Here is a 12,715-nt window from a genome sequence, read left to right on the forward strand (position 1 = left end):
ACATCCATGGGTGGTTATGCCAGAGTTTTCCCGGAGCACAAGTCCCTGGAAAGGGCGGCGAACTCTTCCAGCGACAGCGTTTCCCCGCGCCTGAGACCATCGATGCCGCAGCGGGAAAGCGCGGCGCTCAGCGAGCCGTCACCGTCGTCGAAGCCGGCGGAGCGAAGCGAGTTCAAAAGGGTCTTCCTGCGCTGGTTGAAAGCCCCCTTGACCAGGCGGCGGAAGAGCTCCTCGTCGCCCACCTCGACCCGCGGTGCGGCCAGCGGGATGAAGCTGAGCACGGCCGAATCGACCTTGGGGACGGGACGGAAGGAGCCAGGCTTCACGATGAACTCGCGGCGGATGTCGAAGTGCAGCCGCAAAAGGACCGTGAGGGCGCCGTACTCCTTGCATGCGGCGGGGGCGGTCAGGCGGTCCCCCACCTCCTTTTGCAGCATGAGCACCAGGGATTCGAAGAGGTCGCAGTGCTCCATGAACTTGAAGAGCACCTGCGACGAGATGTTGTAGGGAAGGTTCGCGGCGACCTTCCACTTCCTGCCGGGTGCCCGCGTGGTCAGGATCTGGGGCAGGTCCACCCTGAGAATGTCGCCGTGGCCGATCTCGACGCGGTCGTTGCCGGCGAACTCGGCGTGCAGCAACGGGATCAGTTCGCGGTCCCACTCGACCGCCACGAAGCGCGCGCCGCTGGCGACCAGGAGACGGGACAGCGCCCCCCGGCCCGGCCCCACCTCCAGGATGCAGTCGTCGCTGCCGGGAGCCACGCAGGAAACGATGCGGGAGAGCACGTTGTCGTCCACCAGGAAGTTCTGGCCGAACTCCTTTTTTGCCTTGATCTTCTTCTCCATCACATCCCTCCGGGAAAACGCGCCGAAAGCTTGTCCAGCGGCCAAACCGGCAGGGCGTCGAGATCGAAGCCGCTTTGATACCCGGCGCCGAGGTAGAAATCGCCGGGGACGGCGATCATGGCCGCGTTGTCGGCGCACAGTTTCGGAGAGGGGATGGAGAGTTCCACCCCGCTCGCCTGGGCGAATTCGGCCATGGAGCGGCGCAGGCCGCTGTTGCAGGCAACCCCGCCGGCCACAACCAGCCGCTTGATCCCGGTCGCGGCGACGGCCGCTGCCGTCTTCTTGGTGAGCACCTCGCAGACCGCGGCCTGGAAGGAGGCGGCCAGGTCGTTGATCCCCTGCTCCTTCGCCTCCGGGTGCTTGCCCACGTGGGTGAGCACCGCGGTCTTGAGCCCGGAAAAGCTGAAGTTGAAGGTGCCGTCGTGCAAAAGCGGGCGCGGGAACTTGATGGCCTGCGGGTCGCCGCCGGCCGCCAGGCGGTCGATGGCCACCCCACCCGGGTAGGGAAGCCCGATCAGCTTGGCCACCTTGTCGAAGGCCTCGCCGGCGGCGTCGTCCACGGTCTGGCCGAGCGTCTGGTAGCGGCCGATGCCGTCGACCCGGTACAGGTGCGAGTGCCCACCCGACACGGCGAGCGCGATGAAGGGGAACTCGACCGGCCTCTCCAGGAAGACGGCCAGGAGGTGACCCTCGATGTGGTTCACCCCGACCAGAGGCAAGCCTCTCCCCAAAGAGAGGCCCTTGGCGGCGGAGATGCCGACCAGGAGCGCGCCGGCGAGCCCGGGCCCCTGGGTCACGGCGACCCCCTCGATGTCCGCGATCCCCACCCCCGCATCCCGGAGCGCCTGCTCCACCACGAGGGACACCGCCTCCAGGTGCTGCCGCGAGGCTATCTCGGGAACCACCCCGCCGTACTCGGCATGGATGCTGATCTGGGAGGCCACGATGCTGGAGAGCACGTTCCTGCCGTCTTTCACCACCGCGGCCGCGGTTTCGTCACATGAGGATTCCAACGCAAGAAGAAGCATAAAAAAATAGAGAGGGCACCAGCAGCGTGCCCCCTTTTTTCTCCCATTCTGAAGTTTTCGGGTTGGTTACAGCAGGTTCGCCGCCAGCTCGGCCAGCTCGCTGCGTTCACCCTTGGTCATGGTTACGTGGCCGGAGATGGTCTGCTCTTTCAGGCGCTCCACCACGTAGGTGAGGCCGTTGCTTTCTGCGTCCACGTAGGGGTTGTCGATCTGGTACGGGTCGCCGGTCAGAATGATCTTGGTCCCCTCGCCGGCGCGGGTCACGATGGTCTTGATCTCGTGCGGGGTCAGGTTCTGCGCCTCGTCGACGATCATGTACTGGTTCGGTATGGAGCGCCCCCTTATGTAGGTGAGCGGCTCGATCTCCAGGATCCCCATCGCCATCAGCTCCTTGTACCCCTTGCTGTGGCGCTTCTCGCCTTCATGACCGCTCAAGAGGAGCTCGACGTTGTCGAAGATCGGCTGCATCCAGGGGGAGAGCTTCTCCTCGATGTCCCCGGGGAGGAAACCGAGGTCGCGCCCCATCGGGAACACCGGGCGCGATACCAGCAGGCGGTTGTAGACGTTCTCCTCGGCCGTCTTCTGCAGCCCGGCCGCGATGGCGAGGAGCGTCTTGCCGGTGCCGGCCTTGCCGACCAGGGTCACGATCTTGATGTTGTCGTCCAGAAGCGCGTCAAGCGCCAGGGACTGCTCCAGGTTCCTGGGGAACAGGCTCCAGACACCTTCCTTGTCGAGCTTCCCAAGCGGCACCATCCTGCGGGAGACGTGGTCGAAGCGCCCCAGCGCGCTGTGCGAGGGGTTCCCCGCCTCGGTGAGGAGCAGGTACTGGTTGGGGAGGTAGCCGTTGTCGATGTCCATCCACCCCTGCCCGTAGAAGCGATCGATCACATCTGCCCCGACCTCCAGCGTGGCGTAGCCGGTGTAGAGCTCGTCGATGGCGACCTTGTCGGATTCGTAATCCTGCGCCGCGAGTCCCAGGGCGTCGGCCTTGATGCGCAGGTTGGTGTCCTTGGTGACCAGGATGACCGGCATCTCCTTCTGGGATTCCATGAGATCCACAGCCACCGCCAGGATACGGTTGTCGCCCCGCTCCTCGCGCAACTCCGGGGGGAGCCGCTTCATCACCTTCTCTTCGTAGATCTCGATCTTCAGCGTCCCGCCGCTTTCCAGCGCGAGCCCCTGCGAGAGGGAGCCCTCCTTGCGGAAGGCGTCCATGAGACGGGAGACCTGGCGGGCGTTGCGGCCGGTCTCGTTCATGTCCTTCTTGAAACGGTCGATTTCCTCGATGACGGTGATGGGTATGATGATGGAGTTGTCTTCGAACTTGGTGAGAGCCTGCGGGTCGTACAGAAGCACATTTGTATCAAGAACATAGATTTTCTTCATATCCACTCCCTGTACGTTGCTGCCTTCAGAAAAAGCAAATACCTCATCCTTGACCAACAAAGCTGAACTTTTCGTAATATCCCCTTCCACGGCCTAAGCCGTCTGACACGTAATGGTTTGGACCAACCGGGTCCGCCTGAGCTGCCGGCCCCTCATGAGAGCGGCGCGAGTCTCATGATATTATCTCACGCAGCGCCTTAAGAAAAAAGTCGATATCCGATTCGGTATTGAAAAAGCCGGGGCTGACCCTGACGGTCCCCTCGGGGAAGCTGCCGATGCTGCGGTGCACGTCTGGTGCGCAATGCAGGCCCACCCGGACGCTGATGTCGTATTCGGCGTCGAGCAGGTAACCGAGGGCGGCTGGATCGTGCCCCTCTACGTTGAAGGAAACGGCGGCGCCGCGCTCCCCCTGCAGGGGGCCGTACAGTCGCACCCCGGCGATGCCGGAAAGCCCTTCCAGGAGCTGGCCGACCAGGGCCGTCTCCTTGGCGCGGATCACGTCGAGGCCGGTCGCCTCGACGAATTCGAGCCCCGCCTTCAGCCCGGCGATGGCCGGGGTGTTGATGGTGCCGCTCTCCAGCCGTTCGGGCATCTGCTCCGGGGGCTCGGGGGCGCTGGCGCTGCCGCCGGTTCCGCCCACCTGCAGAGGCTCCAGCGTGATGCCCTGGGCGACGGCCAGGATGCCGGTGCCGGGAGGGCCGTAGAGTCCCTTGTGGCCGGGCGCGGCCAGCAGGTCTATGCCCATTGCCTCCGCGTCGATCGGGAAGAATCCGGCGCTCTGCGCGGCGTCAACCAAAAAGAGCGCTCCCCCGCGGCGTGCGATGTGGGCGATTTCGGCGATGGGCTGGACCGCGCCGGTCACGTTGGAGCAGTGCGCGAGCGCCACCAGCCTCGTGTTGGGGCGCATGGCGCGGGCGATCTCCTGTTCCGATACCACGCCGCAGGGGTCGGACGCGACGAAAGTGACCTCGACGCCGCGCTTTGCGGCCAGGTGCAGCGGGCGCGACAACGCGTTGTGCTCGACGCTGGTGGAAACCACGTGGTCGCCGGGCTTTAGCAGTCCGAACACCGCGATGTTGATCGATTCCGTTGCGCTGTGGGTGAACACGAGGCGGGAGGAGTCCGAGACCCCGAAAAAGCGGGCGAGTGCGGAGCGTGCTTCAAAGACTATGCGGGCCGCGGCAAGCGACTGCCGGTACCCTCCCCGGCCCGGCGCAACACCGACTTCCCGCATGGCAGCATCCATCGCCTGATAGACGGCGTCCGGTTTTGGGAATGAAGTCGCTGCGTTATCTAGGAAGACGGACATACCGTATTTACTAGCATTTTAAGGGGGCTTTGGCAACCGCTTTCATGAATTGTTTACGGGACTAACGCTAATGGTGGCTCGGTCACCTCGAGCTCGGCCAGGAACCTCTGCGTGAGCACCGCCTCGAGTTCCGGGACCCGCTCCAGGGAGACGTTGTCGACCTTCCCCCCCGCCATCATGCCATGCCCCCCGGCGGTTCCGATCCCCACCACCAGCTTGCGGATCAGCTCACCGGCGTTGATCTCCTCGCTGGTGGTCCGGATGGAGAGGACCAGCTCGTTGCTGTAGTGCCCCAGGCAAAGGACCGTCTCGGTTCCCTCGAGCCGTACCAGGAGATCGGCCAGCTCCGAGACCACCTCGGGGAACTGCACCCCGTCCAGCGAGGCTACCAGCACCTTGCCGTAGAGGTTGGCGTGCTCCAGGGCGCTATGCAGAGCGATGAAATATTCCCTGGGGAGGTTCGGGCGGGTGATGCTGTTCAACAGCGTCTTGTTGGCCAGGGGGAAGAGGACCAGGTAAGCGTCCCGATCGGGGCGGGTGGCCTCGCGTCCCAGGTCCTGGGTCTCGGACTTGATGGCATAGAAAAGCGCGGTGGCGAGCTTGGTCCCGAGCGAGACCCCCTGCACCTTCAGGTACTCGTAGAGGATCGTCGCGGTGGTGCCGTAGTTGGGACGGATATCGACCCAGCGGCAGGAGGCGCTCCCCTCGCGCATGGGATGGTGATCGATGACGATGTCGGCGCGCACTTCGGGAGGAAGCGAATTGTTGCCGGTGCCTGGCTGGGTGTCGAGCAGGCAGATCACCGGGAAGGCCTTGAGATCGATCAGCGGGAACGGTGTGAGCGGGATCTGCAGCAGCTTGGCCATGGCGAGGTTCTCGCTCCTGCCGATCATCCCTGAGAAGGCGATCACCGCCTCGCGGTTCAGCCGGACCGCGAACAGCTGCCTGAGGGCCATCGCAGAGGCGAGCGAGTCGGGGTCGGGATTGTCGTGCACCACGATGAGGATGCGTCCACGCCCGCTCACCCAAGTGAGCATGGCGTCGGTGTAGCAACGCAAGTCAGGCCGTGTTTCGATGTCCGTCAATGGGCACCCCCCGGTGTTTTGTTGCAAACTCGTGAAGTTTATACCACCCCGGGTGCAGGTGCAAAAAAAAAGGGAGGCATCGGCCTCCCGTTGGGTCTTGTTATATCGAGGGGATAGATCTGTTAGAACTTGCCGCGCAGCAACTCCGCCATGGCGACGATATTGCTCTGCCCCTTGGCGTTTGCTTCCCTGAATTCGGGGTGGATGGTGGGGATGGCGAACTTCACCTTGCCGTTTTCGTATTCCGCAAGGGACTTGGAGGTGGTGACCGCGCCGTAGACGGCACCGACGATGACACCGATACCCGCGCCGATGCCTACATTCTGCAGGTGGTCCCCGGGTTTGTCCGTGAAGGCGAGCATGGCCGCCCCGACCAGGCCACCGGCGAGACCGCCGTAGAAGGCATCTTCGAAGACAGTTTTCATAGCGTTTTCTTCTGCGAGACAGGGAGTTGCCATAGAAAGGAGGGTTATTACGACGACCACGGCGCGCTTCAGATTCTTCATACGGTCCCCTTTACCGGTTTATGCAGCAAACCGCCGAGACCGTTGCAAATCAGGGGCCAAAACCGGAACCAACCGCCACACAATAGCTAACCTGCCGGATTTAATAGATGATACAACGGACATCGGATAAAGAGGGGTAACGGGGGGTTTGGGGCAGCGTTCATTAATGTGCTGCAAACGCCTCACTTCACAGGCGCTTATGACAAAAAACGTTACTTCCCGGCATTTTACGTCACCACCGCTAAAAGACGGGACTGTGGCAAAAAAAACACAGCTAGGATCGCAGCTCGGCCACCAGCCGTAATTCATCCTCCTTGCTGGAGACACTGCCGTTCATCCTCGCGCTCAGCACCGCATCCAAAAGCTCCCGGTAGAGAGGCCCTGGCTTTATGCCGATTTTCTTCAGGTCCTCGCCGCCAATCAGGGTGTGCATGCCGTGCAACTTCGTGAAGTAAAGGGAGATGCAGCGCTTGGTCTCGGGGTTGCCGCTTCTGGCCATGTGGTAAAGCAGGATCTCCACGGGAAGTCCGCGCAGGGTGAAGTAGATCTCGCTGTTCTCCAGCCGCTCCTGCCGGGCCAGCTTGCGCTCCATCGCGCCGATCAGTTCCGCGCCCTGGCGCCGCGCCTCGGCCAAGTGCGCCCTCTGGTGCTCACCGACGGCGAGCCTGCTGCAGGTCGCCCAGAACTCCTCAGACGAGAGCACCTCGCACAAGGCGAGGAAATACACAGCCCAACGCTCGTAGGGGCGTTCCAGGTACAAGAGGTCGAACCAGGAGACGACGTAGCGCACCTCCTCGAGTGCCGCCTGCAGCTCCGGCGTCAATTCGATAGACGGGTGGACGAAGCGCAAAAGTCCCAAGGACGCCATGCGACTGATCCCCTGCAGCGGCTCCTTTTCCCTCAGGATATGCACCAGCTCGGAGAGGAGCCTCCTCCCCCCCAGCTTCACCAGGAAGTCCATCTTCACCGCATTCTTGATCAGGTCCTCGGTGTGCCTGGCGATCTTGAAGTTGAGCCGCTGCTCGAAGCGGATGGCGCGGAACACCCGGGTCGGGTCCTCCACGAAGGAGAGGTTGTGCAGCACCCGGATCACCTTGGCCTGCAGGTCGCGGTAGGCGCCGAAGTAGTCGATCAGCTTGCCGAAGGACATGCTGTTGAGGGCGATGGCCAGGGTGTTCACGGTGAAATCGCGGCGGTACAGGTCCATCTTAAGCGAGGAGCGCTCAACGGTAGGAAGTGCCCCGGGCGAGACGTAGTACTCCAGCCTGGTGCTGGCAACGTCTATCTTGAACCCGTTGGGGAAGACGATCACCGCGGTGCCGAATTTCTCGTGGCTCTTGACTCGGCAGCCGAATTCGGCGGCGAAGGCCTCGGCGAAGAGGATACCGTCGCCGTCGACGGTCACGTCGACATCGGAATTCTGCTGTCCGAGCAACAGGTCGCGCACGAAGCCCCCCACCGCGTAGACCGGGAGATCGAGCCGGTCGCCGACCCGCCCAAGGTTGTGCAGGATCTCCACCGAGCTCTTGGGGAGGTAGCGCCTCATCATCCCCTCGACCTCGCGGTTCTTCACCTGGATGGCGTCGCGCGACAGGTCGTAGATCGCCTCGCTTCCCAGGCTGTAACGCAACAGGTCGGTGCGGGTGATCACCCCCACCAGTTGCCCCTGATCGAGAACCGGCACCAGCCGCGAGTCCCCCCCCACCATGTAGCTCTGGATCTCGCTGATCGGTGTCTCCGGCGTGGCCGAGTAGAACTCGGAGTGCATGTAGTCGGAAATCGGCACCGTGTTGAGGTTATGGTAGAGCGCCTTCTCCACCGTCTTCCGGGAAATGATGCCCAGCACCTGGTCACCGGAGAGGACCGGCATGGCGCTCACGTTGTAACGAACCAGCCGCTCGCGCGCCTCCTCGATAGTGCAGTCGGGGGGAAGGGTCTTTACCGGAAAAGACATGATGCTGCGCGCGACGCGTATGGGATCGACCCGCTTGCGCAGCACCGCCTCCAACTGTTCCAGCACCTGGATCAGGGTGAGCCCCCGCACCGTGGCCGACGCCGCCGTGGCGTGCCCTCCCCCCCCCAGCTCGCGCAGTATCTCCCCCACCCTCACCTCAGGGATGCGGCTGCGGGCGACAACGAAGACGCGGTCCTGCATCCCCACCACCAGGAACAGGACCTGCAGGTTCTCCATGTCGCGGATCATGTGCGCCAGCGAGGCGATGTCGCCTATGTAGCGGTCCACAGAGGCGTGCGCCACCGAGACGTCCACCCCTTTGAGCGAGCTGGTCTTCAGGGAGGTGAGGAGGTCGTTCAGAAGCGAGACCTGCTCCACGGTCAGCTCCCTGCCGATGGAGTCGGCGACCTCGTTCAGCTGGGCGCCCCGCTCCAGGAGCCAGGCGGCAACCGCGTAGTCCTCGGAGGTGGTCGAGGGGAAGGTGAGGTTGCCGGTGTCTTCGTGGATGCCGAGCATCATCAGGGTGGCTTCGGCGGGACTCACCTCGATGCCGCGCAGCATGAGGAGCGTGGCGAGAATCGTGGTGGTGGAGCCGCAGGGGCGGATGATGCCGCCGGCGGCCTTGAGGTCGCCGGAGCTGATCGGGTGGTGGTCGTAGATCAGCAGCTCGACTCCCTCTTTCTGGGCGAGCTCCCCGAATTTGGCGAGACGCGAGGAGTGCTGGCAGTCGACGACTATCAGGCGGGTTACGGCGGAGAAATCTACGTCCTTGATGCGCAAAGACTCAAATTCAGGATGGGGCGCCTTCTGGAAGAAGTCGCGCACCCCCTTTTCCTGTGCCCCGGAAAACACCAGGACTGCATCGGGATGGAGCTTTTTGGCAGCGACCATGGAACCGATGCAGTCGAAATCGGCGTTGACGTGGGTGGTGATTATCTCCATCAGGAAACCATGAGGGCGGCGTAGGCGACCACGCTGCGCAGGTCGCCGCTGACCTCGCCGCTGGTGGTGTAGTGCACCAGGCGGCAGGAGCTGGCACCCATGATCTTCGCCGCGACCAGGAGCGCGGTGGCCGGAATGACGCCGCACATGGTGATGTTCTTCTCGCGGCAGACCTTCAAGAGCCCCTCGGCATCCAGTTCGGCCAGCCGGGCCAGCGCCTGGTCGTCCTTCACCTTGGCAGCGGCAGCGGATTCGTAGTGGGTCATGTCGGAACTCGCCACGATGAGGACGTCCTCGCCGTAGGCCGCGATGGCACGGGCGATCCCCTCGCCCACCAGGGCGATGGAGGGGAAGTCGGGAAGCGCAAGGCAGAGGGCTGCGATGGAGACGCCGGGGTTTCGGTACTGGAGGAAAGGAACCTGGACTTCCAGGGAGTGCTCGAAGCGGTGGGCCAGCGGGTCCTCCCGGACCAGCGGGGCGTTTTCGAGGATAAGTTTCGACAGGCGCCGGTTCACCGGCACAGGGCCCAGCGGCGTGAGCCATTCGTTCTCGGGGGCGAGTGCGGCGGCCACACCGGCCCCGGTGTGGTTCGGCCCCAGAATCAGCACGGTGTCGGGTACCTGGACCGCGGCGTACACCTTGCCTGCTGCCTTGCCGGAATAGACATACCCCGCGTGCGGGGCGATGATCCCGATCGCTTTTTGCGTCTGCCCCTGCGGCATCATCTCTGCGAGCTCCTGGCGGAGCCGGTCGGGGTCGCCGGTGTAGAACTTACCAGCTACTGCAGGTTGCCGTACCATACCAGCCTCCTTTTGCGGAAATGCTAATGAACAGCGCACCAGGCAATATTCTAACTCAGCAGCGACTACCCTTCAACGAAGTCCAGCGAGTCAACCGAAACAACGGATTCAACCGGTTCGGCGGCAGCCAAGGATTCGGCAGCGACAGCGGATCCAAGCGGGAGCGCAGGTTGGTCAGCGAAGGGATCGGGCGGCACCAGTTCATGGATCTCCTTGAGGGTGGGAAGCTGGTTCAGGTCCTTCAGGCCGAACAGTTCCAGGAACTCGCGGCTGGTGCCGTAAATGAGCGGCTTGCCGGGGACGTCCTTCTTTCCCATGATGCGCAGCAGCTTCTTTTCCAGGAGGCTCTTCATCACACCGCCGGAATCGACGCCGCGCAGGTACTCGACCTCAGCACGGGTGATGGGCTGGCGATAGGCGACGATGGCGAGGGTTTCCAGGGCGGACTGGCTGAACTTGACCCCCTTGGTCTTGTTGAGCCTGCGAATGTAGTCGCCGTGCTCCGGGCGGCTTCTCAACTGGTAGCCGCCGGCAACCTGGATCAGCACGATGCCGCGCTCGGCGGTCTCGTACTCCTCGATCAGCTCGTCCAGCGCGGCGCGCAGGTCGGTTCGCTCGAACTCTTCCAGGATGCCTGCCAGCCGGTCCAGCGTGAGCGGCTGGTCGTGAACGAACAGGATGCTTTCAACGATTCCTTTTAGCGACTTTCCCGACAACAGATTCCTCCGTAAACCTAAAAAACCAAAAGCGGGCGAATGATCATTCGCCCCTACAGGTCGTCCTTCTGCGGCCCAGCCTCAGCCTCAGCCTCAGCCTCAGCCTCAGCCTCAGCCTCAGCCTCAGCCTCAGCCTCAGCCTCAGCCTCAGCCTCAGCCTCAGCCTCAGCCTCAGCATCAGTCTCAGTCTCAGCCTCGGCGTTTCCGCCTGCTTCATCCGCCGCCTCACCCTCTCCTTCCTCCTTGGCAGCAAGGTGGAGCCAGATGGAGCCCTGATTTTCCATCTGCACCACCTTGATCAGCTTCAGCTTGCAGAGTTCCAGGATGGAGAGAAAGGTGACCACCAGGAGGTCCCGCGTCATCCCGGTGTTGAAGAGCGCGTCGAAGCAGACCGTCTTCTCGGCATGCAGGACCGAGAGCACCTCGCCGATGCGGTCGGCGATGGAGATGCCGTCGGCCACCACGTCGTGGAAGGTGTCGACCGAGACACGGGCCAGCACCTTCTGGAAGGCCTCGATCAGCTCGAAGAGCTCGACGTCGGCCGGCTCGTCCACCGGTTCCAGCTCACCCAGCTCTGGGGAATCGAACTTGCGGGCGAAGACCTCGCGCCCCAGGAGGTTGCGGCAGTTGAGCATCTGCGAGACGTCGCGGTAGCGCTGGTATTCCAGGAGGCGCCGCACCAGCTCCGCACGCGGGTCCTCGACCTCGGCCTCGCCGTCCTCCTCCTGCGTCACCGGAAGGAGCATGCGCGACTTGATCTGCAGCAGCGTCGCCGCCATCACGAGGAACTCCCCGGCGATATCCAGGTTCAGCTCCTTCATGATCTCCATATAGTCGAGGTACTGCCTGGTGATGGCAGCGATGGGGATGTTGTAGATGTCCACCTCGTTCTTCTTGATGAGGTGGAGCAGGAGGTCCAACGGTCCCTCGAACTCCTCGATCTGCACCCGGTAAGACTGCTCCAGGGCCTCGGAGAAAAGGTTGCTTTGCATCTCTTCGAGTGACAAAAAAACTCCTACCGAATTACGTCTCGTGGTGTCAACGCCCTCATCCGCCCAATCGGGGCACCTCCCCCCAAAGGGAGAAGGGATGGACAGCCCTCGCCCTACGGGAGAGGCTGGCCGAAGGCCGGGTGAGTGAAGGTTCTAGACTTTAAGTGCGGCTCTGGCTTCGTCCATGGTCTGCTTGGCGACCACTTCGGCCTTGCGGCTACCTTCGGCGAGCACCTCTTCCACCAGGCCCGGCTTCTCGGTCAGTTCCACGCGCTTCTCGCGGAACGGCGCCAGGGTGTCCACCATGGCCTGGGCCAGGATCTTCTTGCAGTCTACGCAGCCAAGCTGGGCTCCGCGGCACCCCTCGACGATCTCGGCACGCTTTTCGGCGTCGACGTAGAGGGAATGCAGGGTGAAGGCTACACAGCGGTCAGGCTCGCCCGGATCGCGCTTGAAGGGGCGCAGCGTGTCGGTGACCATGGACATGACCTTTTTCCTGGTCTCCTCGGCGGTGTCGGAGAGGAATATAGCGTTGCCGTAGCTCTTGCTCATCTTGCGGCCGTCGATGCCGAGCACCTTGGGGGTCTCGGTCAGGAGCGCGGCCGGCTCCGGGAATACCTCACCGTAGAGGTAGTTGAAGCGGCGCGCGATCTCGCGGGTGATCTCGAGGTGCGGGATCTGGTCCTGCCCCACCGGCACGCGGGCCGCCTTGTACACGATGATGTCCGAGGCCATGAGCACCGGGTAACCGAGGAAGCCGAAGGTGGAGAGGTCCTTGGTGGTGAGGTTCTCCTGCATCTCCTTGTAGGTCGGGTTGCGCTCCAGCCAGGAGACCGGGGTGATCATGGAGAGGATCAGGTTCAGCTCAGCGTGCTGCGGCACCCGGCTCTGCTTGAAGATCACGCTCTGCTCGGGGTCGATTCCGAAAGCGAGCCAGTCGAGCACCATCTCGTTGATGCTGTCCTGGATACCGTCCGTGCTGGCGTACTCGGTGGTCAAGGAGTGCCAGTCGGCGGCGAAGAAGAAGCACTCGAAGTTGCGCTGCAATTCCATCCAGTTGGACAGAACCCCGTGGTAGTGCCCCAGGTGCAGCTTTCCGGTAGGTCTCATGCCGCTAACGATACGGTTGTTGCTCATAGAATCGAACTCCTT

At 63.1% G+C, this 12,715-nt stretch carries 11 protein-coding genes; all 11 read right to left on the bottom strand.

Annotated elements, in window-relative coordinates:
• Window positions 1-14 precede the first annotated feature (14 nt).
• Window positions 15-845 (bottom strand): 16S rRNA (adenine(1518)-N(6)/adenine(1519)-N(6))-dimethyltransferase RsmA, encoded by an 831-nt coding sequence (gene rsmA / locus KP003_RS09820; protein ID WP_437178061.1) that lies wholly within the window; start codon window positions 843-845, stop codon window positions 15-17.
• Entirely contained in the window at window positions 845-1,873 is a 1,029-nt protein-coding gene (gene tsaD / locus KP003_RS09825; RefSeq protein ID WP_216791752.1) for a tRNA (adenosine(37)-N6)-threonylcarbamoyltransferase complex transferase subunit TsaD, read from the bottom strand. The genes rsmA and tsaD overlap by 1 nt, the downstream gene beginning before the upstream one ends.
• A gap of 66 nt (window positions 1,874-1,939) precedes the next feature.
• On the bottom strand, window positions 1,940-3,259 hold the full coding sequence (locus tag KP003_RS09830) for a PhoH family protein (protein ID WP_216791754.1): 1,320 nt from the start codon (window positions 3,257-3,259) through the stop codon (window positions 1,940-1,942).
• A gap of 172 nt (window positions 3,260-3,431) precedes the next feature.
• A complete protein-coding gene (locus tag KP003_RS09835; RefSeq protein ID WP_216791756.1) occupies window positions 3,432-4,568 on the bottom strand; it encodes an aminotransferase class V-fold PLP-dependent enzyme in 1,137 nt (378 codons plus the stop codon).
• A 53-nt stretch (window positions 4,569-4,621) separates the two neighbouring features.
• The gene (locus KP003_RS09840) at window positions 4,622-5,605 is read right to left on the bottom strand and encodes a DHH family phosphoesterase (protein WP_216499085.1); all 984 of its coding nucleotides are present in this window, start codon (window positions 5,603-5,605) and stop codon (window positions 4,622-4,624) included.
• Between the two features lie 170 nt (window positions 5,606-5,775).
• The gene (locus KP003_RS09845) at window positions 5,776-6,078 is read right to left on the bottom strand and encodes a hypothetical protein (RefSeq protein WP_236026885.1); all 303 of its coding nucleotides are present in this window, start codon (window positions 6,076-6,078) and stop codon (window positions 5,776-5,778) included.
• Between the two features lie 355 nt (window positions 6,079-6,433).
• Window positions 6,434-9,055: a CBS domain-containing protein gene (locus KP003_RS09850; protein WP_216791758.1), complete on the bottom strand. Its 2,622-nt coding sequence runs from the start codon at window positions 9,053-9,055 to the stop codon at window positions 6,434-6,436.
• Window positions 9,055-9,855, bottom strand: coding sequence for an AmmeMemoRadiSam system protein B (amrB, locus tag KP003_RS09855; RefSeq protein ID WP_216498909.1), 801 nt, complete (start codon window positions 9,853-9,855; stop codon window positions 9,055-9,057). The genes KP003_RS09850 and amrB overlap by 1 nt, the downstream gene beginning before the upstream one ends.
• Before the next feature lie 65 nt (window positions 9,856-9,920).
• The gene (gene scpB / locus KP003_RS09860) at window positions 9,921-10,571 is read right to left on the bottom strand and encodes an SMC-Scp complex subunit ScpB (RefSeq protein ID WP_236026886.1); all 651 of its coding nucleotides are present in this window, start codon (window positions 10,569-10,571) and stop codon (window positions 9,921-9,923) included.
• Window positions 10,572-10,624: 53 nt separating this feature from the next.
• Complete coding sequence (locus tag KP003_RS09865; RefSeq protein WP_239027648.1) at window positions 10,625-11,578, bottom strand: segregation and condensation protein A; 954 nt, start codon at window positions 11,576-11,578, stop codon at window positions 10,625-10,627.
• 138 nt (window positions 11,579-11,716) lie between these two features.
• Window positions 11,717-12,700, bottom strand: coding sequence for a tryptophan--tRNA ligase (gene trpS, locus KP003_RS09870; RefSeq protein WP_216498910.1), 984 nt, complete (start codon window positions 12,698-12,700; stop codon window positions 11,717-11,719).
• Window positions 12,701-12,715: the final 15 nt, after the last annotated feature.

The organism is Geomonas diazotrophica (assembly GCF_019063885.1).
In the GTDB taxonomy this organism is placed as follows: domain Bacteria; phylum Desulfobacterota; class Desulfuromonadia; order Geobacterales; family Geobacteraceae; genus Geomonas; species Geomonas diazotrophica.